Here is a 26,490-nt window from a genome sequence, read left to right on the forward strand (position 1 = left end):
TAAATCTTGTTCAATTTGCACTTGCAATCTACCATCTAAATCGAACGTATCTAAAAATATCTTTTTCTGTACAATTGATAATGATTTTTCAGAGCTTATCAGTTCTGATTTTAAATGCTTTAGCATAACTTTATCAAAAGCAGCCTGAGCATTAAATGTCGAAATAATAGATATTAATTTTTCTGCAATATCAACATCTTTTCGAGATAAAGTATAAACACCATAGTTGTAACCATAAGTCTCTAAAGTAAATCTTGCAGACTCGGCTATGCTTTCCGCAACATTATCCGTTATTTTATCGCATTTATTTATTATTACAGCAATTTGTGAGCTATAATTTGATATTTCCTGGATAAACTCAAGTGTTGTTTTATCTATACCACCCTTTTCCTGATCAATAACAACTAAATAAGCAGATCCCACGCCAATATAATTTGCTAAAGCTTTGGCATGAATCTCTATACCAGCATCAAACCCAGGGGTATCGACAATTGTAAAATCACTAATCTTTTTTAGATTTTCGGAGTTGATTCTATACTCAAGATGATTATAGTCCTTGGGAGAATATTCTTTCTGCTCTTCAATCAATTCTTTATTTCCATCTTCGTCAAATGCAAATGCTGATTCATTCTCATCATATATCAATTCTGTAGCAATAGCTGTTTGTGGTTCTTGTGCTTCTTTTAAAAAGCCTGGTTTCCCAATCAACATATTAAGCAGAGTACTTTTTCCTGCACTGAAATGCCCTACAATCATAAGTTTTATATCAAAATTATCTCTAATCTCATTTATTTGTTCTAATGAAGTCTCAGAATTAAATCCTTTATGATGAGAGTATATCTCTCCTAATTTTTCAATTATTCCATCATAAGCTTTTCTGTTTACCATTTTTCTCCTCCTATGAAAATCATATTTATATTGCGTTTCAATTGTACTTTCACGATGAACATAAAACACTCCTCTTAAATGGCACTCTGTTATCAAAAAAGTATTGAGTATAAAGCTTTTCTCAAGATATGAAAATTGATTTAACACACCTCTGTTTCTGTATAATTCATATAATATTACTTTTATACAAATTCTACAACTTATACTTTTTTCCTGCTTTAATTAGAGAATTATTTTCACTTATTACTTTTCTATACTAATCCCCATTTAAATTGTATCTTATATACTTTGTCAATTTAGCGTTATGTAGAGTAATATATTTCATGAATTTTATGTTTTAACATATAAATTATAAAAACTTATGAAGAGCTGACTTTCGCCTTGCGCCAAAGTCAGCTCTTATTTTATACGTAAAGCAATTCTATATACGCCAGCATAATAAATCATCAATGCAAGCCGCCGGGCACTTTTTACATAGAAGCTCTCCCAACCGCTTCTATCTCCGGATAAATATAGTCTTCCAGAACACCTTGCAAATGTCTGGAAATAAATTTCTGATACCCGGGAACAAAAGAGAGTATTTTGATAAAGAGATTTTCATCAGTCTCCTCTTCATCAACATTGAATCGGTCCGGATACAAAGCCCATACAGAAACAACTGGCCTCATACGTAAGCTGCTCATTTCATTTCTATTGGAAATATTTTTTGAACGAGTATCATTAACATAGCTCATCAGCTGATGACGACAATTTTCCCTGTAATTATTCCAAAAAGCATATTTAGAGCGATATTTAAAGTCAACTATCAGCGAACCCATATAAAGCTTCCTGTCTTCAAGATTATAAAAATAGTCAATCTTACAATCTGGTGTAACATGCTTGCCAACCGTATATACAGGATCAGACTCTATGCCAGATTTATCCTCAGCAGCTAAAAGCGTCGGTTCATAGGTAACTTTTATCTCCAGGCTATCCCTTTTCAGCATAAATGAATTGCCTGAAGCAAGACCTGATATTTTCAACTCATAGCCTATTCTATCTACATTTAAGCCCTCAACAAGCTCAAAGCCAAGATTCTGTAACGCTTCTACAAGCTTTATAACACCCCATAGCTCATAAAGCTTGGCAGAATTATGCCAGATAAATGATAGCCTGTTATCCATGTCATATTTTATAGTCAATCCTTCAAGCTCTTTGCTTACCCTACTCAATATAGCATATCGTGGGTCAAGCATACTTTGGCTGGGAACTCGCTGGATAATATTAGCATTAACCTCTTTGAACCACAGAGCTTCCTTGAGCTTATTGATAATGCTGATGATTTTTCTTGCTTTTGAATAATACAGCTCTAAAAAATTAAGACTTCTGCAATTACGATTATATTCATAGGTATTTTTATCTTTACCATAGAAATCATTCGCAACTTTTGCTTCTAAAAAAATCTTTTTTTCATTAATTTCCTTAATAAACAACCGCATAACCTTGTCTAAAGAAAGCACCATACGCTTCACATACGCGTTTTCAGTAAGCTGGTAATCCGTATATCTCAGCGGTATATAACCCCTGTCAATATTAATCTTCATCGAATTCAGCTTATTGCACTGAAAATCTATTGAATGCTGCTCAGCTTTACTTGAAAGCACATATTTTTTTGATATTTTACTGTGAGGGTTAAGCCGCAAATCATCTAAAGCTGCTATTACTTTATGAAAATATTGGTCGATAACATTCATTTTCAGCAGTAAGACGCCAAACTCTTCACTTTCATAAAAGCTATTGGCAACACTTACCTTCTGAACAGCCAGTTGAAATGCCATCAGCTTAATGCTTTCAAAAACATCTGTTGCCATAATCTGCCAAGCCCGGTCATCAAGCCTGGCTGGCAAAACCTCAAAGCTGGTAAAATAGTTTTTACTTGCAGTCTTTACTTTGATTATGTACAGACCAGGAGGTAGCGGTGAGCTTTCATACGAGAACACCTTTACCTTACCCTCAGACGGCTGAAGATATGTGCCATCATCATGTCTAGTTTCTGGTATATCTATACCATCAAAGCCATCCATTTCAAGGATACAGTCAATATTAGAGCGAAACTTAAGAAAAACATTGGAGTTCTCACGTATTTTGATTTCTGCTTCCACTAAGCCATTATTGATATCTTCTATATCATCACAAAACGCGAAACCCTGAGCCGGATAATCCCATTCCCCAACCTCGTTGATTACCGCCAGCTTAAATGGCAAATTATTATACTGAATAACCATACAGCATCAACTCTTTCGCTTTGTTCTTCAGCTCAAGCTTAACATTAGTAAACTCTGAAACATCCTTATATTTTCCCAGTAAAGCCATAATATCGCTTTCTACAAGCTTATCATTGCCATCTATTTTGCCAATAAGCATGCTTAACTGTTCTTCAGAACCTCTCAGCTTTGTAATAATCCTCTGCACAATCAGCCTGTCAAAAGCATTCCCCCTGCTAAAAGCTACACCCTCAGGTATTTTATTAATATAGCTGTTAATCTGCTTGATTATTCTATAGCCAATACCAAGCTTCGGATTTCTCTCTCTAATCATATTGTGCAAATCCGTAAGACATTGTAGTTCCCTGTCACTTAAGCAGCATTCTTCCAGTACATCCTTCAGCTCTGTAAAAGGTCGCATGCCAAGCTTAATAACATTGGCACGATCAAGCACCTTATCTGAAAAATTAAATGTTGATTCATCAATATTCACCGTTCCAGCGAACAAAACATTATCTCCCAAGCTGATTGTTGCAGGAAATTCATTAGAATTATCTAGTACACCAGCCAAAGACCTGTTATACACTACTAATTGTCTTTCTGTTTCCGGATCCTCAAGAATAGACAGGAAGGAAGAGAAATAATGCTCAACTCGCGCCAGGTTCATTTCATCAAAGCAGATAACATACTGTTTATCTCTGTTCTCGGCGGCCCTCTTCAAAAATGTTACCAGTTCTGTAGCAGCTTCACGATACTTATTGCCTTTATAATCTACATAACCCAAAAGATCTGAATCATCTGTCCAGGCAGGACTTACAGAAATAAATTTAATGCCATCATACTTATCTAACCCCAAGGCTTTGGCATAAACCTTGATAAGCCTGGATTTACCAGTACCGCTCATACCTGCCAACACAACCAGATTAGAGGAATGTGCAGAAACATAGAAATTAATCAAATCCTCATCACTATATACAAGATGCATTTCCTTAGCAGCAGCCTTCATTTTTTTCAGAATACTGCCTTCCTCTTTCACTAATGCCTCTTCTTTATGGGCAACAGCTTCTTGCTGAAGGTTTGCTGAAGGCTTATCTGCTTCTTGCTCAGAAGCAATGTTCTGCTTAACAACTTGCTCATCTTTGGGCTCAGAAACAAGATATTCTTCTGCATCAATATAGTCATTGCGATGACGTTCTACATAATGATCATAAAGCACTGCCGGTATAAAAATAATATTGTCATCTACGTCATATATAATGTTATTGCTATCTTCTATATCAAGCTTTATTCTGTGATATTCAGGCTGTTCAATCAAAAGCTTAGACGCGCCATCCCTAATAGCCATACTAATAATATTAAAATAGAGATACAAATCGTACGAATCTCCATCTGAAGCCATAATCTTGGCAAATACACATTCCGGTCTGTCATCTGTTTCATCTGAAATACAAGGCTCTACTAATAAGGCCTTTGCATTTTTAAGGCAAGAATGAAACTCTTCTACAGATAACCCAAGCTTCGGCAAATCAAAGCAGGGGACAGCAACATATCTTTCATCTAATACATCAGGACTGCATCCTTTGGGGAGCAATCGCTGCTCATAGGCATAGTATTCTATTTTACTTTGCATCGGTCTGAAGACAAAAAGACGTCTTTCCAGAATCGAAGCAACTCTTTCTTCATCAATGCTATTCAGCTCAGCATCAAGTCTTGAGCACAGACATAATACTTTGTCTATGGGAGGATAATTCGACGGAAAATCAGACAGAGGCTTTAAGCATAAAATGTTGTTATCATTAACATCTCTAAAAACATTAGTATAGTGCTCCGGTACACCTAAATCATACATCTCTGCCTCAGTCATTAACCTGCCAAGCACACGTATATTCTCACTCATCTCAGCACCTCTAATCCTAACTCCTGAATCTCTGTCAATTTCATTTCACTTACAAGACATTGATGACCATACTCTCTAGCCTTAGCTTTGATAAAATTAATTCTAAGCCCATCCAACATATCCTTCTGCACCCATACTTCAGTAAAATCAGTATTCTCAATATCTCCTGTCAACAATTTACTTATTGTTGCTACCTCATAAGGATATGGAAAATACTTATCATTTATAGGCTGCATATCTAGCATGATTACATAAGTTCTCTTGAAAATCTTCTCAAAATAACGAGATTTTTTCTCTATTTCTTTTTTGTAATCGTCATATTCTGCACTAATCTTTTTATAATAAGAGGTAACAGTATCAAGCTTAGCATTAATCTCACCAATATCCTTAGAATGCTTTGCTTCCATCTCTCCGACTTTAGCTTTATGCTTTTTATCTGCATCCTCTTTAAGCTTTTTCTTAAGAGTGTTCTCCTGCTTAGCAAGCTCCTTGTTCAGCTTCCTATTTTTCTGCTCAAGCTCCTCAATTTTATCATTCTGCTGGTCAATCGTTTGCTGTAATTTTTCTATCTCTTCATTGGTGATATTTTCAGAGGCTTCACCAGCTTCAACCACTAATGAAGGAATAAGCTCATCCTCTATGATTAATTTTCTTACAATATTTACGTTATAATCAGCATGTAAATCAAGCAGTAGCGTAGCTCTATATAAAGGCAGGGATTCTGTCTTTACTTTTTCATATTCATCTAAAGTATTTGCATTACTATGGCCACACCTCTTTTTAATTTCAGCTAATATCTTATTGCGTGCATAGCGAAGATTTTTAGAAACTGCATTTTCTAAGCTTGAGAAACCCTGAATCGTATTTAAATCCATAATTTGACCTACCATAAGCAGCTCTTTAGGGCCAAACACTTCAAAATATTTGGTGAATAAATCAACATTACTAATTTCATTTTGCTCTTCCACTCCATTTTTCTCCGGCAAAGCCTCTGAATTATTGGCAGAAGCGTCTATAGCTTCATTGACATTTATTAGGTCTACAGCTTTCCCTATATCTGTATTGTCAGCATTTGTATTATTTTTGACTTCTTGGGAATCTTGCGTATCATTCTGTAAAGATGTTGGTGTCGTATTATCTAAATTCACTTTTAATACTCTCCTTCCAAATTTTCATAAAAATTTTGTCATACTTAAAATCATTCGCTAGATGATTTTATTTTCCTGCCTTATCGAGAAAAATTTATACGCTATGGGCATTAAATAATCTATCCTTCTAGCGCACACAAACAGAGCTGACTTTCGCCTTACGCCAAAGTCAGCTCTTATTTTTACTATTTTTCTGTCATTCCAATCTCCCTCACAAAAATTTGCCGGTAATGCTGTTTGCGTTTGCCTTAATCTCCGCCGGCGTTCCGCAAGCCACAATGCGTCCGCCTGCATCACCGCCACCAGGTCCCATGTCAATAATATAGTCAGCGTTACGGATAACGTCCAGATCATGCTCTATGACGATAACCGTTGCTCCATTATCCAAAAGTGCCTGAAAAACCTCCAGCAGCACCTGCACATCAAGCGGATGCAGACCAATCGAAGGCTCATCAAAAACAAAGACAGAATCATGCTGCGTCCTGCCTATTTCACTGGCCAGCTTTAAGCGCTGCGCTTCACCGCCCGATAAGCCGGGAGTTTCCTCGCCCAGCGTTAAATAACCAAGGCCCAGCTGACGCAGGACCTTCAGCTTTTGGCTGATGCCTTTCATATTTTTGCAGAAGCCAAGAGCAGTGTTTACGTCCATAGCCATCAGCTCCGGCAACGAAGCACTCTCCCCCGCCTCGTTCGTCAGCCTGATATCGTAGGCCGCCTTCGCGTACCGCGAACCGCGGCAGTCCGGGCAGGGTATATCCACGTCAGGCAAAAACTGTACGTCCAGACTGACAACGCCTGTTCCGTCGCAGCCGGGGCAGCGAAGCGAGCCTGTATTGTACGAAAAAGCACCGGCCTTATATTCATGCGCTTTAGCTTCGGGCAATTTGGCGTAGAGCTTACGCAAATCATCGTGAATGCCTGCATAGGTAGCCACAGTAGAACGAACATTAATTCCGATAGGCGTAGCATCAATGAGCTTAACGTGCTCAATCCCCTCAGCGTTAACGGCACGGATATGCTCAGGCAGCACCTTGCCGTCAATCGTCGCAGCCAGCGCAGGCACAAGGCTTTCCAAAACCATAGTAGTTTTGCCTGAACCCGATACGCCGGTGACAACTGTCAAGCGTCCCTTGGGAATATCTATCTCTAATGGCTTAACGGTATGTATCGAAGCTGTAGCAAGATGAATGGTGCCGTCAGCAAACAGCTCCTGCTTCTGAGCGCAGCTTTTCCGCTTTGCCGCTGCCGTTCCGGCAAGGAACGGGCCGATTTGCGAAGCAGGATTTGCTTCTATCTCCGCTATCGTTCCCTGCGCAATTACATGGCCGCCGCCGGCACCTGCCTGCGGTCCCATTTCCACAAGCCAGTCTGCCTCCTGCAAAATCTGCGTATCATGGTCCACAAGGATTACAGAGTTGCCGTCTGCCACCAGGTCATGCATTACGCCGGTCAGTCCCACGATATTGGAAGGATGCAGACCGATTGACGGCTCATCCAGCACATAAAGAACTCCGGTAGTACGATTGCGGACAGCACGCGCCAGCTGCATCCGCTGCCTCTCCCCGGTAGAAAGTGTAGCAGCGGAGCGGTCAAGCGTAAGATAACCGAGCCCCAAATCCATAAGACGCTTCGCTGTGCCGGTAAAAGCTTCACAGATGCGTTCCGCCATCGGGCGCATTGCCTCCGGCAGGCTTTTGGGAACACGCTGCACCCATGTCACAAGCTGTGCCAACGTCATGCTGCAGGCCTCAGCCAGCGAAATGCCCAGCAGCTTCGGCGCACGCGCTGCTGCAGACAGACGCGTACCGTTGCAGTCGGGGCAGATATCCTCCTTCAAAAACTTTTCTACGCGCTTCATGCCCTTTTCATCTTTTACCTTAGACAACGCATTTTCGACTGTATAAACAGCGTTGAAGTAGGTAAAATCAAGCTCGGCAAAATCGTTGGAATTGCTTTTCTTGGGATGGTAGAGAATATGCTTTTTCTCTGCAGGTCCGTGATAAACGATATCCTTCTCCCGCTCCGTCAGCTCGCGAAACGGCACATCTATGCGCACGCCCATCTCCTTGCAGACATCAGTCATCAGCGACCACATGAGGCTGTTCCAAGGTGCAACAGCGCCCTGCTCTATGGTAAGCGATTCATCCGGCACCAGCGTGTTTAAATCTACCGTAAGGACGCTGCCGGTACCGCCGCAGGTTTTGCAGGCTCCCTGCGAATTGAAGGCCAGCTCCTCGGCAGACGGCGCATAAAACTGTTCGCCACACTCCGGGCAGGTCAGCTTCTTGCCTGCAGCAACCAAAAGCGTCGGCTCCAGATAATGTCCGTTGGGACAGCAGTGGCACGCAAGACGCGAATACATGAGGCGCAAGCTGCTCAGCAGCTCCGTGCCTGTGCCAAAGGTGCTGCGGATTCCCGGCACTCCCGGACGTTGGTGCAGCGCCAAGGCAGCAGGAACATACAGCACTTCATCTACGGAAGCACGGGAGGCCTGCGTCATTCTACGGCGTGTATAGGTAGAAAGTGCCTCCAGATAGCGGCGTGAACCTTCGGCGTACAGCACGCCAAGCGCCAGGGATGATTTGCCGGATCCGGATACACCCGCAATGCCGACAATTTTCCCCAAGGGAATATCTATATCAATATTTTTCAGATTGTGGACCTTCGCTCCACGAATAAGCATTTTATCAATCATTTTTCTGCTCCTGTATAAATTGAATCGCTTTTAAATATGCATGATATGTTTAATTTAGTCTAACACTATAACAATGCAAGTGCAACTCATGTCGGATTTATTTTTTCTTAAATTTAAAGCACCGCAAAAAGGCATAATAAGCTTCATTATCGCAGCTTATTATGCCTTTGCTTATTTTTTCTTTATGCGACAGCTTAAATGCTTCTGTTTATATGCAGGAATTGCGCTCCTCAAACCTCTTTCTCAAAGAAATTATATCTGTCGCAAAGGCATACGTCCCATCACCCTTGCGCAGAGGATAAATCTCCTCCTGCAGCCACTGATAAAACTCCCTGCTAAGCTCATCATTCAGCTGCCACTTGGCCTTTACAGCACCATGACGCAACGTAGCCTCAGCCACCCGGCGCAATCTTTTCCATTCGGAATAGTACGCCAGCTTCAGCTTCGTCATAAAATGCCTGCTGTCCTCGATAACAAAGCCTTCAATATGCTGACCGTTATACAGATAATCCTCCTGCATAATCGTTTTCAGCCACGCCTGCAGTTCATCCCAAGACGTAAGCGTGCAAGCCTGCTCTTTAATCTCAACCTGCAGCTGCTCGCCCAAAGCAATCAGCTCCGCATACGGACGATGCACAAAACTCAGCTCGTTTTCAATAATCTCCAGCAGTACAACCTGCGGCTTCCTGTATTCGATAATATGCGGGTCCATTTCCGGCTCAATGCACTCAAAGATAACCGAGCAATTATTAGTCTTAACAAAATCCTCCAAAAGCTGCATGCGCTCCTTAAGCTCCGCCGCCAAGGTGTTTTTGAAAATCTTCGCATATAAGCCGTACATATCGCCCTTAGAGGTTACAAGCAGCTTTTTCTTTGCGTTGTCATAACCGACAATGCCTAAAAAACCATTAACCTTCACATAGGCCTGCACCGGAAACTGCAAATTATGCCGCAATGCATTCAGCTTCGTTTCCGGGCGTTCATCAAGATTGAAGAATTTGTCATAGCTGCGTGCGACAATTTTTTCTGTCCGCTTGTTGATGTACAAGCCTCTTGCTTTGCAGGTAACATCATCCCATGCCTTGTTGTAAAAAGCGTCACGGGCAAAGTTAAAGGAAGAAATTACACCGAAGCTCTTCTCTTTAATCAACGGATTCCCGGCAAAGTTGGCCAAAAGCTGCTGCACATTCTCAATCTTAGCATTTGCTTTGCTGCCATTCGCGCCCTTCTTTTTATCAAGATACTCCAAAGCGTTACCGACAGTAACTACGGCAAAGCCATCCTCGCTAAGCTCCAGCGCTCGCAGCTGACCGCCCATTTCCACCGCTCCGTCCAGATTAAAGCAATGCTCGTTAACCTCCGCCGGCACACCCTCATAATTGCGGTGTCCGTGAACCTGATACTCGTTTGCAGCTGCGTGCTTGGCAAAAGACATATCAACATCCAAAGCATCCTCATACACGCCGGTGCCGTAAATCAGCTCCGCTGTTGCCACCAAGGATAAATTCTCCGGCATCCGCGCCAATCCGCCATGACTGACCAAAACCTTTTTCCCCTGATATGTATAGCAGAAGCACTGCGATAATTTCCTGTAAAAATTATATACAGCCTTCCTGCTCAATCCTGCTTGCGCCAGCTCCGGTGCCGTCTGCATGCGGAACTCCTTCGAAGCAATGCCATCCGGCAAGCCGTAATCCCGCAAGTTAGCCTCATGGTTGCCCTCAAGCAGTGTAACATTATCTAATGCGGCAAGCTGCAGCAGTAATTGCAGAACCTCGGCATTCTCGCTGCCTCTGTCAATGTAATCGCCAAGAAAAATATAGTAGTTCTGCGGATTTATTTCCTCTAAATATTCCTTCAGCGACTTATAGCAGCCATGAATATCACCGATATGAATTACCTTTTTATAAGCAGATAAATCGCGTGGCTTGTACCAAATTTGCGAAAGCTCCCCCGGTTTAATTACGGTAATGCTGGACGGAACCTTATTATCCGCCAGCTGAGCATACATTCTTTCAATAACATTTTCCGGAACCTGTTTGTATTCCTCACGCAGCATATTCCTTTTCTTTGCTTCCTCAATGGTAATATCAGTAAAATCAACCACATAAATGCGATATTTATACTCATTGGCGAGCTTTTTATACGCAGTCATATCTCTGCCACGGATGTTGGTAGCATCCACAACCGTAAAGCAGCCACGCTTCATGCGCTCCTCCAGCGTCTGCAGCAAAAACGGCCACATCTGCTTGTCAAAATGCTGGCTGATGCACCATCTGCCTGCTTTGTCCAGCATCGGCGAAGCGTACAGCAGACGCAACACATCCGCGCTCAATGTATAAGGCTCCAGCCCCTGTTCCTTTATAAACGTGCTCTTACCGGAGCCCGGCACACCACGCATCAATAATAAAATTCTCATATCAATCACCTTACTTAACTAATACTTTGCAGCTAAAAAACTGCCTATAAATGCAGAATATTTTTCAGCTATCGGCAATTCATAATCTGCCTCAAAGCTCTTTCTTTTTACAGATACTACTTTTTCTGAAATCGGATTGTAACCTTGACGAACATACTCCTTACTGTATATTCCAACGCCTCTTTTCTGCCATTGCGGCACGTCGTTGTAGTTTATATTCCTCGCAAAAAGAAGCTCATTTTTGAAGGCAATACTTTTCGCCCGCAAATACTGCGTAGCCTCATTCTTCGACATGCCTTCCTTACGCAACGTCCAATAACACCAGGAGTTCAGCGCATTGCGATTTGCGTCCTCCTGCCGCCACAAAAAATAATCCTTCACGAGTTCAATGTTAGGCAAAGGCACAACCCTGCAATCAAAGCACACTGCCTTACCAAGCGCCAAGGAAAAATAACCGCTAGCCTCACCTGCTAATATAGTGTTTATTTTGCGTACTTTGTTAGCAAAAACACTATTATCGGGACTGAACAGCAAGGATATTTCATCACTTTCTGTATAACCGTACAAAACCTTGAAACCGCAATTCATAATATGCTTAGTTGTATCAACCATCAAATCACGAAAACGCGTATCAAATGGTGCCTCAAATTTGCATATTTCACGCGTTAATTTAGTAAAACTGCGTCCGTCAAGTCTTGCTACTATATACATTCCCGGAACTATATATTGATCAATGCTCTGTTCATATACTCGCATCCGTTTATCAAAATCATCAAATTTCATTATCTAAAGCTCCTTCCATTTCCGTAAAAATTTTCTTGGTACGCATTCTGTTAACCACACGCCGTTGGCCGACAGGTAAAACTTGTAGCCCGCTCTTGCCATCTCGCCCGCCAACACTGTGTAGATAAACGGCTCTCCATGTCTTTTGCCTACATTATGCGCTGTTTCGACATTCGCAGATAAATGCACATACAGCCTTTGCTTGGCGATAAGTCCCTGTCTGTTGATGCCCGCAACATATTTAACGCCAGTCCCGTGATATAAAAGCTCCGGCGGCACAGCCTCCCGAAGCTCCACATCAACCTTCACGGAATGCCCTTGATTCGCTCTGATTCTTTTCTTATCCTCGCTGAACGCGAAACGCTGCTTGCCATCTTCGGCAACAATCTGCTCCAGCATAAGCATATTAAACGCTTCTATCCGGTTAAAGGCAACCAGCAGCGCCTCCACCTGCGCCCAACCATGCACATCCAGCTCAATGCCGACTGCTTGCGGTTTATGTCGCAGCACCAGCGCCAAAAATCTTCCCCATTCGTTTAAGCTCTTGCTCATAGCATTTCCCCACCTTATAAAAAAGCAGAACTCCCGAAACTATAGCCATAGTCCCCGGAGTTCTGCTTCTTCTTACGATTATAAATTTTTGCCGAAGCCTTGACCTTGGTAATCGGCTTCACATTTCCCCAGTTGCCTCGTTTGGAGGCGTTGACTATCTTTTGCTGTTTTTTCGACATTTTTTCATAGCTTACAAATCTTTCCATATGCTTATTCCTCCATTATCTGTTCTGTTTTATAAAAATAGTTTGCTGCTACGTTAATCTTAACACAGCAGCAAGCTATAATCATGGAAAAAAACATGCGCACTTAAAATTCTGCGCTGCATTGCATTTGCTCCCTCAGCTTTTTCCTGATAAGCTCCTTAAATGCTTCCGGCTCACGCACCTTAACCGTCGGCCCGAAGCTCAACACACGAAAGAGCATTTCGGTTTCATCGCCCTTGTCGTATTGCACTGTCAGCAGGTAATGCGACTCGTCCAGCTTTTCCGTTTCCTTCGCCAGGTCGGAAAAATGCATCAGTGCGCGCACCATCGTACCGCGTTCATCCTCAATTTCCAGAACAAGAGTCTGCTTGGCAAGCTCTCCCTTCTTCAAGATTTTTACATGCTCAACTATATCTCCCGCTTCTACGGATATTATCCTGCCTAAATTCAGCGTCACCTGCTTACGCTCGGCTATTGCCTGCAGGCGAAACTTATCATCCTTGGCCGAATATTCCAAAGACACCGGCACCAAATCCGTCCAGACGATAATCGTCCCCTTATTGCTCCGGTACGAAGCATTCATATAACGCTTTTCCCGCACGGCATGAAGAATTTCCCTAAAGTTTGCTCTGTATTTGGAATTGGTATAAGCATCGCCATCAACAAAGCGGTCGAAAAAGACAAACTGCTCCGGCCTGTACAAAGGCTCTACAGCCTGCAAAGCAGCCTGCTGCCTCGCAATCTCCTCATCAGAAAAGAATAAGCTGATTTTTTCATCAAGCAGCAAGGTTTTCAGCCATCTTTTCTGCAGAGCGGTCAGGGGCATCGTCGGCTTATTTTTCAGCGGCGTCCCAAGCTCCGGCGTCAGCAGTTTCCATGTACCGTCAGCCAGCGCAGGCAAAAGCTGCAGCACACTGTCGCCATAGGCACCCTCACGGACGAGCTGCTGCATGCTTGCTGCAGACAGCTTTCCTTCAAGCGACTGCGTCAGCACCTTCGCCACAACATTATAATAGGTTCCGTAAACCTCACTGAACACTGTGCTCATTTACGCTTCACCTGCTTTCTTCACGCCATACATTGCGTACACCTCAGCCAAATCCTGCCAAAACTTTTCTGCCACATCCTTATTGCTGCAGGAAAAGCTTTCAATACGGCCGATAAAGGTACGCAGCCAGGGCAGCATTTCGCCTGCATCATGCACATCGGCAATAAAACGATAATGCTCAGCATCTGTTTTTTCCACTCGTCCGCAGCGCTTTTCCCGCTTCAGACATTGCAGAATATACGGCTCGTCACTGCTGATGCGCACTACAAGCTCCACATGCTCCAAAGCATCAGCAGGCCCTCTGTTCATAGATACGCCCCACAAATGCTGCTCCATCTGCTCAGCCATGGCGCAAAACTTGTCATAATCACGCACGTCCTTCGCTTCCAGAACACGCTCCAGATTATCCAGACGGCAGAAAATAATCCTATGCGCCTTAAAGAACCAGCACATCACATAACGCCGGCCGCTTTGCGTGCTTACATAAATCTTCAGCGGCAGCACGCGGAAAGATATATTATTGCCTTTGGAAGAACAGCTTTCAATACGCACACACTGCTTGTGCTCCATCGCCGCCAGTAAATCAAGCAGCACATCACTCTCCAAGGCATGCAGCAGATAATGATGCTTATAGGAAAATACACTGCTGCCAGCAGCAAACTTATCCTCTATAAAGCTGCCCACAACACCTATCTGATTCGTTTCGGCAAAAAAGCTCACGGCATCGTGCCAAGCATCTAAATCGACCTCATCCCTGCTGCGCTCATAATATAATTCCCGCCCGCACTTTTCATTTTCTATTAAACCAAGCTCTGCATATTCTGCCAATTTCTTGCGCACAGTGGAAATATCCAGCGCCACTGGTTCGTCAAAACAAGATAAATACGCTGCATCCAGCCTTTCCATAAGCTGACGCAGAGTAAATTTTTCACCAGGCTGCAAAATATCCAGCAGGAAAAAATGCAGCATGATATCATTAGCCGTAAAGCTCTTGGCTTTTAATGCTTTATAAAAAGGATTATGCCGGATTTTTCTGCTGTCTACGGAAATAAAGCAGTTCTTACCGCCGGCATTCTGGCGGAAATACATATACTCACCCAGCCAGCTTTCAATGCGTCTGCGCTCATTGTCATAGCTGCGAGCGCTTTTATCCGCAAAATCAGCTCTGCTCTTAAAGCCAAAGACATAAAAATCACGCATCAGCTGCCGTATATTATCAAAGTTTTTTATTAACTCATTAAAAGCCACGGCCAGCACCCTCCTTTCGCAGCAATTCCGCTAAACAGTATTCCCAAAAATACGCTGATAATTCAGTGTTGCTTTTTTACTTAAGCACTGATTTATCCTTAGTATATCACACACCAACGACAGATTTTGTCTATGTCAAATAAGTGAATACACTCTAAAATAAAAAAGTAAATACGTTTTTTTCTGCGTTACAAGCAACAAGAAAAGCGCAGCTATCAGCATACTTTATGCATGTATAACAGCTACGCTTTTTTTGCCATTGATAAAAACTTGCGCACTTGCGAGCTTAAAGTTTATGTGCGGATTTTGCCGAAAGCCTCAGCCCTCATCCTTGATATTTTCTATTTCGTCCTGCACATCATTACGCCGCTCTTCCAAATCGTCATAGCTTTCACCGTTAGCCTGTCTTTCCGCTATTTCATCCTCGATATCGGACTTTTCTTCTTCCAGATCCAAAAGCTCTTCTCTCGAAGCATACGCATAATTATCTTGAGGAAAAACAAGCGGCAAGAAAGCAAACAATGACATTATCAGCAGCGCTTTAGCTATAATACTTTTTATTTTCATAATTACACCCCACAAAAATTTATCCTAAAAGCGTTTTGCAAAATTCAGCTGACATATAAGTTATTCTTTACCACTCCAAGGTCAGGCCAACGCCAACCTCATGTACAGGCAGCTGCGCATGCAAAGCAAATTTTGCCGCCAGATTAGTACAATGGCTAGGTGTTGTTATCTGCAAGGACTACCAGTTTCATTAGCATTCTCCTTATTTTCCTTATTATATTAATTATATCATGCTTGTATAAATCATAACACATGAATCAAAAATGAAAAGCCATAAACCTCAAAACATCTTCAGCTAGGAACTTTTCAGCCAACAACTTTTTGAATGCCACGCACAGTTTTAAGAAATCATATACTTTTTGTTTACTCTTAAACTCGTTGACAGCAAAAAACTTGCCTGCTAAACTATATTTGAAAGGAATTTCTTCTTCCGAAGAATTTCCTATCCCGCCATCTTTCAGGGAAGCTGTCTCTGGGATGGCGGGATTTTCAAGGTATATTGAGTGAAGGCCTCGCGGAGTCGACGTCTTTTTAGACGCCTGCCGTGTTATGGATTCACTTAATAAAAGGATGAGCCTGCAAGCCATGGTTCCTGTTAAAAACAGGAGTAACCACGGTTTGAAGCTCATCCTTTATTTTGTAACTATGACATGCTGCTTTACTTAGCTGCAGCACTTATTCGTCTCTGCCATCAAAGCGTCAAAGCCTTTTCTGAGGAAATACCAACAGTTCTTTCAGATAAAAACAAATCTTCATCTTACAATTATTCAATAAACCTTAACGTCTTTTAGAAATAAATTCTCCTAAATTCTCTTCGACACAAGTCTGAACCTGCTGCGCTATATCTTTAGCCAGCGAGAGATTCATACCAAGCTTATTAGCAACTTCCAATATATCCTTCATCCCTGGGTTTTTACCATTACCAGCAACCGTTGTTGCATGCTCTCCACCTATAGAATAACTATACGTCAAATCATAGGCAGGCGATAAAGCCCATTTTTTCTCATCATCCGAATATATAAACGAAAAGTTTTTAGAATGATCATCACGGTTATGCGCAAAAACATTAAAGCACATTAATCTGAAGAGTTTTTCAAACTCCTGATAGTCCTTTGTTAACGTCATAGTCAATTTTCCCAAGATAATATAATCCAAATTAGGAATTCTATGTGACGTTTCCAAAAGAGCACTTACCGAAACCATATGAATTCTTTTTTCACCTTCAGAAGTTTTCACACGATCAAATCTTTTGGTACCGAAGTAACCCTCACAACGCTCTGAAGGAAACAAACGCGTTTCTGACATATTTATCCCACATTTTCTGGCACAAAGAGAATACTTGTACTCCTGCAAGCCTATATCCGGTTTATCCATAGAAGCAGGAAACTTGATAATCCAATCTTCGCCATCAACCTCTGTAAGTATTTTAGGTCTTGCACCACCAGAAGAGCCACCTAAAGAAAACAGTTCATCAATATTATCATTATACTCAGAAGACAGTATCAAACTGCACTCTTCACCCAGCTTATCTAAATCAGCAAATCCATTTTTCTCAGCAATATTATATACAGGCTCATAAGACAAAGCGCCCATACCGGATGCGCCGACAATCGCCAAACGCTCAAGATTACCTACACTATGGGGATTAATTTTGTTTTTCAGTAATAAACGATCCAGCAGCAGTCTGCCCCATCCATCAGGCAAGCTGTCTGCAAAAACGCCAAACAAACCATCAAAAGGCTCTTGCTTAGCAATAAAAGGCTCTTCTCTTAAAGGCAGCGAAAAAGGACTTATAGAAAATCCATTGCTCAACCATTCCGGATCATAAGCAAAAGCGGTCAGATAACGCTGATACCTAATTATAGAGCCTACCACCTTGCCATTATAAGATACCTTAACCTTGTTGATTTCTTTCATTTTCTATCTCCTCAAGTGACAAATAAGGCACGTTGCTGAAAAGCTGCTTCAGCTCTTGTTCAACATTCAATGCGATAGCAATTTTAGTCAGAGATAATAAGGAAATTTCACCTGTACTCTCAAAGCGCTTCACAGATCCTAAGCTTACTCCTGATTTCTCACTTAATTTAATCTGTGAAATTTTGCGCCGTTTACGTACAGTACGAACGCGAGCTGCAATTCCTTTGTTAATCTCATCTGGGGTAGCTTCCAAAAAATCAAACATATCCATAGCTAATATTTTATCTTAAAAGCATTCTTTTTGCAAGTTTCAGCTAATATATTAGCTATTGTTATCTGTACACTTTCCGGCAGATTTTATTCTTCATCTTCTGCCAGCATACGATAGCCTACACCAAGCTCATTAACAATATAGCGCTTTTCTCCGGGTGTCACGCCCATTTTCTTCCTGATGTTTTTCATATTTACCTGTAGCTTTTTGACGCTCCCATAATCAGAATATCCCCATACTGCTTGGATTATGGCAGCATAAGTCAGCACCTTTCCCGCATGAATGGAGAGGAATGTCAAAATATTGTATTCCGTCTGTGTCAGGTCGATTTCATCCCTATCAATAAAAACCTGCCTTTTGTTGTAATCAATCATCAAATCCTGCAACCGGAAATCACCACCATGATTACTTTCATTTTTCTCGCTGTATCGATGACTGCGAAGCACTGCGCGGATACGAGCCATCAGTTCTTCAGTTCCAAACGGCTTGGTAATATAATCATTCGCGCCAAGGTCTAAGGCTTCCACCTTATCCATTTCGCCGGAACGGGCAGAAAGGACAATGATGGGAACAGTATCCGCTTCTCTAACATCCTTAATCAAGCTCAAGCCATCACGGTCCGGCAGCCCGAGATCCAAAACAATGAGATCCGGATGATAAGAAGCGTACATCATCATGCCGAGCGCACAGGTTTCTGCACAGATTACCTGATAATCACTTATTTCCAAGTTGGCTTTGATGAAGCTAAGGATGTTTGCTTCATCCTCTACGATTAAAATTTTGAATTTATTATTGCTCATCATCGCACCCTCTTGCCAAAGAAAAGCGGAATACAGCACCGCCGCCCTTCCGATTTTCCACAAAAATCTCGCTGCCATGCGCCTTAATAATAGCAGCACAAACCGAAATACCGATGCCCATATTACTGCGCGTTCCGTCTATCGGTGCTGCAGACTTTTTATAGCATCCGGTAAAAATCTTATCCAAAATCTCCTCCGGAATGCCACACCCGTTGTCGGCAACTTCAAATACGGCCTTATCTCCTGCAAGGGAAACCGACAGCTTCAGCTCTGTCATTCCTTTCGCATGAAAAACGGCATTTTCCAAAAAGTTCAACAACACCTGCTCAATAAGGATAGAATCCATAGGAATATCCACAAAGTCGGCCGGTATCTGCGTAATAACCTTCTGATTCGGATGCTTCTTGGAGAATTTCATCAGAACGGAGTCAATCAGTTCATCCAAAACGATTGGCGTTTTCACAATTTTGACCTTTGCACCGTCGATTCTTGTAACAGCCAGCAGGTTTTCGACCATACGTATAAGCCATTCGCTATCCTCTTGAATTTCTCCCAACAGCTTTAGCTGCTGTCCTTCCGAAAGTGCATTTTTCTTGGAAATCAGCGTAGAAGCTGAGCCGTATATTGATGTAAGAGGCGTACGCAAATCATGAGAGATTGCCCGCAGCAGATTGCCCCTCATCCTCTCCTTTTCGCTTTCTGCCCGCAAATTCTCCTGGTCGCGTATCCTACTGTTCAACGTACTGGTGGAAACGGCAACAACCAGCATAATTATAGCGGATAATATGCTTTCTTCTACAGAAAAATCTAAAGTGTAATAGGGATAAGTAAAAGCGAAATTTACTGCAAATACGCTTAAGACAGCCGAAACAATACCATAGCAATACCCATGCGTTTTCAGCGATATCAGAAAAACGCCGAATACAAAAATCATAGGAACCAGCGTTTGCGTTGTAAAGAGCTTCCGAATCAGAAGATTAATGGCAAAAGCGCCGAAAAAAATACAGACCGAAAACAAAATATCTTCTTGTCGTTGTTGATGCTTCATAATGCTTCTCCTAATTATTTTTACAAACCCATTATACTTCACGAACAAAAGCGCTTCAAGACATATCACCGGATAATGTTGCTCCATACCCGTTTCTTTACCAAATCTACACCGAAAAAATGCTATGATAGGAACAGTTCAATATACGGCTTTTACATTGTGTCCGCAACAAGCACAATGAATGTATAAACAGATTGAAACCAATGCCAAAAACCGCCAAAGCAAGACTCTATCTTTTTATAATAATCTTAGAAAAAATCCTGCCCAAATTTGCCAAACACAAAATTTAGTAATATAATAGGAAATGCATTTTTGATAAATTTATTGTTTTCGAGAGGGGTAAAAAAATGCTTTTAAACGAAAAAAATTCACGTCTGACCTTGTGCGGTGAACTCGCACTATTGGTTGCAGTAATCATCAACAGCTTCAGCGTCGTGCTCATGCTCTACTCCGGTTCCGGCATCAGCGCCATCAGCAGCGTTCCATTTGCCTTCAGCGAAGCCTTTCCCAAGCTCACACTCGGTACATGGACCTACATTTTCCAAGGATTGCTTATCGCCAGCCTGATGTATCTGCGCAAAAAGTTTATTGCGTCCTATATGTTCAGCTTTGTTGTAGGCTTTGTGTTCAGCCAATTCCTTGATTTGTTCGAGCTGTATATAAACATGTTACCGCAAGCCTTTTCCTGGCGTGTGCTGTATTTTATCGTAAGCTATGTTTTAATCTGTATCGGCATTGCTTTGTCCAATCGCTGCGGCCTGCCTATTATCCCTACGGATTTATTCCCGCGTGAGTTGAGCGCCATCATAAAAATCGAGTACGCTAAAATCAAAATCACCTTTGATGTCACTTGCCTGGCTATCACAGCACTGCTGACACTGTTCTTATTGGGACATATAGACGGACTGGGAATAGGCACCATCCTGGCAGCCTTCACCATGGGTAAAGGCGTAGCTTATGCCGGTCAATATTTAGATAAAAATTTTCAGTTCATGCCCTATTTACAGAAAAATTAAAGAGAGATTACTGTGAAATGCAGCATTAAGAAGCTTGTTTTTATTGGCAAATTTCTTAATGCTGTTTTTGTTATTCACAGCAATCTCTCATTTCATAATATCCTTTGGCTCTTTCAGGCTATCCGCTATACTGTTTGCAAGCGGCAGCATTCTGATATACCGAAATTGTTCTCTACCCTAACGCCACATCCAGCACCATCATCACACTGAAGCCTACGGCAAAGAAAATCGTGCCGATATTGGAATGCTCTCCCTGCGACATTTCAGGAATCAGCTCCTCTACAACAACATAAAGCATTGCACCGGCAGCAAAGCTCAAAAGATACGGCAGCACCGGTATTACAAGTTGGGCAGCAAGTATCGTCAACACCGCTCCGATTGGTTCCACAACACCGGACAGCACACCGCCCCAAAAGGCTCTGTTCTTACTCTCTCCCTCTGCGCGAAGCGGCATAGAAATAATCGCACCCTCCGGAAAGTTTTGAATAGCAATACCGATGGACAGGGCAAGCGCCCCTGCCGCCGTAATTGGCGTATTCCCCGCCAGAAAGCCGGCATACATCACACCGACTGCCATTCCCTCAGGTATGTTATGCAGCGTGACTGCCAAAACCATCATCGCAGTACGGCTCAAATTGCTCTTGGGGCCCTCAGTCTGCTCACTTCCCACATGCAGATGGGGAATCATATGGTCAAGCAGGAGCAAAAATAAGATACCAATCCAAAAGCCGATAAACGCAGGGAGAAAGGACAGACTTCCCATGCTTTCGGATTGCTCGATAGCAGGAATCAGCAGGCTCCAGATAGACGCTGCAACCATTACACCGGCAGCAAAGCCCGCAAGCGAGCGTTGCACCATATTACTCAACGATTTTTTCATAAAGAACACACACGCCGAACCGAGTGTTGTTCCGATAAATGGAATAAGAATTCCCATGAAAGTCTCCATTACTTCACCATCCTTGTATAAAAGTTTCTTTCGTTAATTTAATTATACTATAACAGTAGGAATTATGATAGCTAAAACGGAGATTTCTTTTGAGTTATATCACCTACTTTTATGCGACAGAGTTAAATTTTGCATAAACATCTTCCAGCGTCGCGCTTGTATCTTCAACTACGTCATGCAGCCCCTCAGAGCCGTCGTCTTTTCAAACGCCTGACGTGTTATGGATTCACTTCAAAAAAGGATGAGCCTGCCAGCCCTGATTCCTGTTAGTAACGGGAGCAGCCACGGCTTAAAGCTCATCCTTTATTTTTTACAATAATCAAATACTGTCCTTGCCTAGCTTCTAGCCATCCATCTGCAGTTCTTGATTCACTAGATATATTAACGCCAATTTTGTGTAAAGTTCTGCTATAACACTACCGTCAGAAGCAAGCACAGCTATATCTCAGCCTGGATTAGTCGCACTCTCTGCAAACCCCTTTAGTAATACTTATAAATTGGTCAAAATTGAAAAAGCCACCGAATCGACTTTTTTTAGCTCACGCTATTTTTTTGTAATAATCTCTGAAGTAATCCGGCCCGTTTTCCCACAATCCATTTTCGAAATCATATAAGGCTGCATAAGCTGCAGAATTTATAATTTTGCTTCTAGCCTCTTGCCAAGTAATGCCATCTTCATCAGCCATATCAATAATGGCATCGGCCAAGATTAAATCTGCACAAAACGTTTTTTTCTCAATCCCCATATTTTTTCACCTCCACGACTTCTAAACAATTGACAGCCCGTTGACTTAAAAAGCAATATTGATCCTTTAATCTGTTCGGTAAAAGCAAAGATATTGCCATCTTTGCGGCACTTTCATCTTCAAATGAACCATATAATTCATTCAGATATGCGGTAATAACCGGGTTAGTGGTATCATTTGCAATTTTTCCAATAATAATTTCACTTGCAAACAGAGTTTTTGGCAGCAGAGGTGATAATGCTTTAGCAAGCCTCTGTCTTCTGTTTAATGAAATAAACCACAACCACTCTTTATCCGCATCACTAAATTCATATATAGGCATAAATTCAGTAGGAGCATGATATTTATAGCAGGTTACATATCCATAATTTTGTTTATCGTCTATTTGCTTTAAGCCTTTAGCCTTCAACAATGATGTCCTTATGAAATTCTTAGCCTGGAGTTCATTAGCCGTAACATAAAACCCCTTACCAAAATCCTTACCAGCTGCACACTTTGTTAAATCGATATTTTGTACAGGAGTGTAGCTTCCATGATACAAGATCATTCCATCTTTAAGCTTCATAGTTCACACCATTTACCCTTAATATCTCTAAAATATTTTTTAAAGCATATTCGTCACTACTCAAATGCAACATATCATAGGTATCTTCAATATATTTCCATATTCCGTACTTCTCGAATAATTTATTGGCATCAACAGGTGAAACTTGTAATTTTTCGCAAAACATTCTAAAGATACGTGTTTCAAAAAAAACAACCTCATTTAACATGCTAACGTCCTCCTTACTACTAATATTGTAGCTTAAGCACAAACAAATAACAATAGCACTGTTTACAAAAAATCCCAGCCCTGGTTTCTGTTAGTAACGGGAGCAGCCACGGCTTAAAGCTCATCCTTTTATTTTGCAACTATGACATACTGCTTTACTAAGCAATAACACTTATCTACCTATATTTTACCATGAAATAACGAAAACCTAAACCAAGTACTTTACGTTAATACAATCAGCCTTTGTTTCTCTCTACTGCTTCAATGCGCACCTTTTTTTCCACGATTAACTCGCGCAGATATGCTATACTTTATTCATCGGTTGAACACCGACACGCTCCTTGAAAACTGTTTTGACAAATATATCGTATAACTCGGTGCACTAAAGGGTTGTCAACCCCTCCGAGAATACCGGAAGCTGTGACCAGGCTGCCTGCGGGATACTGCGGCAGTGAGGTTTCTGTTGCTCCGTGAGGACTGACAGAGAAGCCCAAAAGGCAACACAGAACGGTATGTGCGGATCTTGGTGCCGATTAAAGCACAAAGGATTCTGGCAGCGACAATAGACGCTAGCTCGAAAGGCTAGAAAAATCCGTGAAACCTGCAGCAGGGATGCTGCAGCGAACTTAGCGGAAACTCCGAACCAAGCTGTTGGTAGTGAAGCGAAGAAATCCGTGTATAACAGAATTCTGAGGTAAAAGTAGCTCAATACCTGGTTGCGCATACCATAAAAATGCATTTATCTGAAAGATGGGTGAAATTTGTGGGTAGCCATTCCCGTGGCAGGCAAAAGGGGCAGGAAGCTCAGGGTCGCTCCCGAAGGCTCAGACCTGTCTTCTGTGTGGCTGAAGAAATCGGAAACCGTAGATTACGTAAGGCGAAGGTCTATACGATATATTTGTCAAAGCGGTTTGTCAAGTGGGCATAACAAAAGGCAGCTATCAGCAAGCTTCATGCTTGTGTACTAGCTGCGCTTTTTTGTTGGCACGAAAAATTTTAAATTGAAACGTCCTTCAAAATTCTATAGAAGGCATAGTATTAACAATTTTATTCTTAATTTTTTCCTGCAAAGCAATAAAACTCATTATAAACCTGCTTCAGTCCAGCATATTTACCGGATTCTCGAATGCCATAGATTTCTTTGACACTGTAAGGCAGATTCGGTAAATCATCCCTAGTAACTATAACGAAATAATTATCCGACTCCTTAACGCGTACAGCAAAATCCTCAGATTTAATAAATCTATTGCATTCGTCTATAAAAACTATGCTGTTATGGATAAATTGCAGATTCTCTTCCCAACGCTGTCCACCGATAACGACACAGGGAACATCGCATTTTACTAAAACACCGCTACTGTCTCCATCTCTGTCATAAGCATTTAATAAATCGAGAAGCGTTGTTTTACCGGTAGCGCTATCACCACGGATAATAGTAATATTTCTGGAGATAGTAAATTCATAGCGCAGTCTGTTATTTTGTACAAAAACACTATACTTACCCTTCATGCTCTACCTCACAAAAAATCATACACTACATCAAGCCATTCCTCTTGATTATGTACGACAACACCATTATTTGATATCTTAATGGCATATTCACCATCGCCAAAATTCATACTATGATGCAGGCTTATCGTCAAATCCTTATTTTGGGCAATCTCCAGAATCCATTTAGCGCAGTTATTACCACATGCTGTTGCATTATAAGCTAAAGCATAGACTTTACGTTAAGCCTTTATTTCACTTCCGTGCTTCATGCCCTACTTCTTAATCGTACAAGGACGCAGTCCATCAAACTCATGAATGCTCAGCGTTCCACCCTTAGGTATCGCAATAACGCTGTCATCATATTTGCCAGACACAAGTTTTTCCAGCACCTTGTAAGGCCCCGGCAGACGCGTAAGCGTTCCTCCCAAAAGCTTCACCAAAGGCATAATATAAGCTTCAACCTCCTGCAAATCATACGTCCCTGTATCAATGATATAAAAATCCGTGAATCCCTTATACAGCTGCTTCAGGAAGATTTCCGCTTCTGCCTGACCACGCTCCTGCACAAGCTTGGCATAGTCAATTGTAGAGTTTTTCATGAAGTTCATCCAGCTCTTAGTTATGAAAATCGCTCCGTCAGGACGCTTTATGCCGGAACCGGTCAGAAGAACATCAATGCAGTCCATAGTGCGCGGCACAGCAATAGGACAGGTTGTGGCCTTCAAATCACACGTAGCCTTGCCGCAACCGGAAACGCAGATAACTATTTCCTCTGCTTCTGTATTTTCGTCTATAATCCTTTGCAATGTTTCATGCATCTTCTGCGGATCGCTATGAAGCGCAACATTAAGATATGTGACCTTGCCATCAAAGCCTATTTTCTTAATGGTGTTTTCCAACTCTTTTTGCAGCGTAATGCAGGAATAGATTGCTCTTTTGCCCATAATATCAGCTCCTCATATTAGCGTTAGCTTAATTATACCACGCTAGTAGGAACAGTAAAAGCTGGCTTTAAGAAGAAAGCCTCAACGCAAATTAACCTCCTCCCCCTTGACTTAGACTGTACTCCAGGTATTATACTAGAAACAACAGGAAATTAGTCAAAGGAAAGGACGGATAACAAATGTCTAAAAAGGTTGTAGTTATTTCCACAAGTTTAAGAGCAAACAGCAATTCCGAGGCTTTAGCCAAGGAATTCGTCAAAGGCGCCAAGGCCGCAGGCCATGAGGTTGAATATATATCGCTCAAGGGCAAAAGCATTGCCTTCTGCATAGGTTGCCTGGCCTGTCAAAGCAAGGGGCACTGCATTATTAATGACGATGCTCTGCCTATCACCGAGGCTGTGCTGAATGCCGACGTAGTTGTTTGGGCAACGCCTATCTATTATTACGAAATGGCCGGTCAGATGAAGGTGCTGATTGACCGTATGAATTCCATGTTTCCTAAGGATTACAAATTCCGCGATGTATACTTTCTGGCAACTGCTGCAGACAACGGCAGCTATACCCCTGAGCGTGCACTGTCAGGCTTAACGGGATGGATTGACTGCTACGAAAAGGCTAAATTAGCCGGCAGCCTTTTCTGCGGCGGAGTTAATGCTGCAGGCGAAATCAGCGGCAGCAGCAAGCTGCAGGAGGCTTACGAGCTCGGCCTTAAGACTTAACAACTAACCCTCATACGAACAGCAAAAGGCTGACGCCTTGCGTAAATGCGAAGCGTCAGCCTTTTCTTATTGTAAGATTATTTATCCTACCTTATATAATGTATTTAGGTTGATAAAGGTAAC

The 26,490-nt window shown here is 42.0% G+C and carries 25 protein-coding genes and 1 pseudogene; 2 read left to right on the forward strand and 24 right to left on the reverse strand.

From position 1 onward, the window contains the following. From BN587_RS03305 to BN587_RS03385, 17 genes are all read right to left on the reverse strand, one after another. A partial coding sequence (locus BN587_RS03305; protein ID WP_044484126.1) for a dynamin family protein occupies positions 1–888 on the reverse strand: 888 nt, incomplete at its 3' end. A 470-nt stretch (positions 889–1,358) separates the two neighbouring features. Next, entirely contained in the window at positions 1,359–3,152 is a 1,794-nt protein-coding gene (locus tag BN587_RS03310; protein WP_021719731.1) for a nuclease domain-containing protein, read from the reverse strand. Further along, positions 3,136–5,028 carry an McrB family protein gene (locus BN587_RS11335; protein WP_021719732.1) on the reverse strand — a complete coding sequence of 631 codons (1,893 nt, stop codon included), beginning with the start codon at positions 5,026–5,028 and terminating at the stop codon, positions 3,136–3,138. Before BN587_RS11335 ends, BN587_RS03310 begins: the two co-directional genes overlap by 17 nt. Beyond that, positions 5,025–6,176 (reverse strand): hypothetical protein, encoded by a 1,152-nt coding sequence (locus BN587_RS03320; protein WP_021719733.1) that lies wholly within the window; start codon positions 6,174–6,176, stop codon positions 5,025–5,027. The genes BN587_RS11335 and BN587_RS03320 overlap by 4 nt, the downstream gene beginning before the upstream one ends. Positions 6,177–6,387: 211 nt before the next feature. Then, positions 6,388–8,871, reverse strand: a complete 2,484-nt coding sequence (locus BN587_RS03325) for an excinuclease ABC subunit A (protein WP_021719734.1) — start codon at positions 8,869–8,871, stop codon at positions 6,388–6,390. A 208-nt stretch (positions 8,872–9,079) separates the two neighbouring features. Next, positions 9,080–11,290: an RNA ligase gene (locus tag BN587_RS03330; RefSeq protein ID WP_021719735.1), complete on the reverse strand. Its 2,211-nt coding sequence runs from the start codon at positions 11,288–11,290 to the stop codon at positions 9,080–9,082. Between the two features lie 18 nt (positions 11,291–11,308). Further along, on the reverse strand, positions 11,309–12,073 hold the full coding sequence (locus BN587_RS03335) for a tRNA(His) guanylyltransferase Thg1 family protein (protein WP_021719736.1): 765 nt from the start codon (positions 12,071–12,073) through the stop codon (positions 11,309–11,311). 3 nt (positions 12,074–12,076) lie between these two features. Next, positions 12,077–12,625 (reverse strand): RNA 2'-phosphotransferase, encoded by a 549-nt coding sequence (locus BN587_RS03340; RefSeq protein WP_021719737.1) that lies wholly within the window; start codon positions 12,623–12,625, stop codon positions 12,077–12,079. Between the two features lie 14 nt (positions 12,626–12,639). After that, positions 12,640–12,831, reverse strand: a complete 192-nt coding sequence (locus BN587_RS03345; RefSeq protein WP_021719738.1) for a hypothetical protein — start codon at positions 12,829–12,831, stop codon at positions 12,640–12,642. 103 nt (positions 12,832–12,934) lie between these two features. Then, positions 12,935–13,879, reverse strand: coding sequence for a WYL domain-containing protein (locus BN587_RS03350; protein WP_021719739.1), 945 nt, complete (start codon positions 13,877–13,879; stop codon positions 12,935–12,937). Next, the gene (locus BN587_RS03355) at positions 13,880–15,127 is read right to left on the reverse strand and encodes a WYL domain-containing protein (RefSeq protein ID WP_021719740.1); all 1,248 of its coding nucleotides are present in this window, start codon (positions 15,125–15,127) and stop codon (positions 13,880–13,882) included. It lies immediately after the preceding gene. Positions 15,128–15,445: 318 nt separating this feature from the next. Further along, entirely contained in the window at positions 15,446–15,694 is a 249-nt protein-coding gene (locus BN587_RS03360; protein ID WP_044484128.1) for a hypothetical protein, read from the reverse strand. 257 nt (positions 15,695–15,951) lie between these two features. Further along, the gene (locus BN587_RS03365) at positions 15,952–16,323 is read right to left on the reverse strand and encodes a hypothetical protein (RefSeq protein WP_303684813.1); all 372 of its coding nucleotides are present in this window, start codon (positions 16,321–16,323) and stop codon (positions 15,952–15,954) included. Between the two features lie 148 nt (positions 16,324–16,471). Further along, the gene (locus BN587_RS03370) at positions 16,472–17,611 is read right to left on the reverse strand and encodes a type II toxin-antitoxin system HipA family toxin (RefSeq protein WP_021719742.1); all 1,140 of its coding nucleotides are present in this window, start codon (positions 17,609–17,611) and stop codon (positions 16,472–16,474) included. Continuing rightward, the gene (locus BN587_RS03375) at positions 17,589–17,876 is read right to left on the reverse strand and encodes a helix-turn-helix domain-containing protein (RefSeq protein WP_044484139.1); all 288 of its coding nucleotides are present in this window, start codon (positions 17,874–17,876) and stop codon (positions 17,589–17,591) included. Before BN587_RS03375 ends, BN587_RS03370 begins: the two co-directional genes overlap by 23 nt. A gap of 92 nt (positions 17,877–17,968) precedes the next feature. Next, positions 17,969–18,682: a response regulator transcription factor gene (locus tag BN587_RS03380; RefSeq protein WP_021719744.1), complete on the reverse strand. Its 714-nt coding sequence runs from the start codon at positions 18,680–18,682 to the stop codon at positions 17,969–17,971. Further along, complete coding sequence (locus BN587_RS03385) at positions 18,672–19,730, reverse strand: sensor histidine kinase (protein ID WP_021719745.1); 1,059 nt, start codon at positions 19,728–19,730, stop codon at positions 18,672–18,674. Before BN587_RS03385 ends, BN587_RS03380 begins: the two co-directional genes overlap by 11 nt. A 347-nt stretch (positions 19,731–20,077) precedes the next feature. Between BN587_RS03385 and BN587_RS03390 the strand changes: the two genes are divergently transcribed. Beyond that, on the forward strand, positions 20,078–20,746 hold the full coding sequence (locus BN587_RS03390; protein WP_021719746.1) for a DUF6198 family protein: 669 nt from the start codon (positions 20,078–20,080) through the stop codon (positions 20,744–20,746). A 172-nt stretch (positions 20,747–20,918) separates the two neighbouring features. On the opposite strand, the gene BN587_RS03395 is transcribed toward BN587_RS03390, so the two are convergent. From BN587_RS03395 to BN587_RS03420, 7 genes and pseudogenes are all read right to left on the reverse strand, one after another. Then, positions 20,919–21,695: a ZIP family metal transporter gene (locus BN587_RS03395; protein WP_044484131.1), complete on the reverse strand. Its 777-nt coding sequence runs from the start codon at positions 21,693–21,695 to the stop codon at positions 20,919–20,921. 539 nt (positions 21,696–22,234) lie between these two features. Beyond that, positions 22,235–22,441, reverse strand: coding sequence for a hypothetical protein (locus tag BN587_RS03400; RefSeq protein ID WP_021719748.1), 207 nt, complete (start codon positions 22,439–22,441; stop codon positions 22,235–22,237). Beyond that, positions 22,431–23,006, reverse strand: coding sequence for a DUF3990 domain-containing protein (locus BN587_RS03405; protein ID WP_021719749.1), 576 nt, complete (start codon positions 23,004–23,006; stop codon positions 22,431–22,433). Before BN587_RS03405 ends, BN587_RS03400 begins: the two co-directional genes overlap by 11 nt. Beyond that, positions 22,996–23,214, reverse strand: a complete 219-nt coding sequence (locus BN587_RS03410) for a DUF3791 domain-containing protein (RefSeq protein ID WP_021719750.1) — start codon at positions 23,212–23,214, stop codon at positions 22,996–22,998. The genes BN587_RS03405 and BN587_RS03410 overlap by 11 nt, the downstream gene beginning before the upstream one ends. Before the next feature lie 1,052 nt (positions 23,215–24,266). Then, positions 24,267–24,722: a hypothetical protein gene (locus BN587_RS03415; protein WP_021719751.1), complete on the reverse strand. Its 456-nt coding sequence runs from the start codon at positions 24,720–24,722 to the stop codon at positions 24,267–24,269. A gap of 8 nt (positions 24,723–24,730) precedes the next feature. Then, positions 24,731–24,910 (reverse strand): annotated as a pseudogene (locus tag BN587_RS12180) (DUF4869 domain-containing protein); the annotation flags it as partial. 66 nt (positions 24,911–24,976) lie between these two features. Then, positions 24,977–25,648, reverse strand: coding sequence for a DUF1638 domain-containing protein (locus BN587_RS03420; RefSeq protein WP_021719752.1), 672 nt, complete (start codon positions 25,646–25,648; stop codon positions 24,977–24,979). Positions 25,649–25,827: 179 nt separating this feature from the next. On the opposite strand from BN587_RS03420, the gene BN587_RS03425 reads away from it, so the two are divergent. Next, a complete protein-coding gene (locus BN587_RS03425; RefSeq protein ID WP_021719753.1) occupies positions 25,828–26,367 on the forward strand; it encodes a flavodoxin family protein in 540 nt (179 codons plus the stop codon). Positions 26,368–26,490 lie beyond the last annotated feature (123 nt).

The sequence above is a fragment of the Phascolarctobacterium succinatutens CAG:287 genome (genome assembly GCF_000434895.1).
Lineage (GTDB): Bacteria > Bacillota > Negativicutes > Acidaminococcales > Acidaminococcaceae > Phascolarctobacterium_A > Phascolarctobacterium_A succinatutens_A.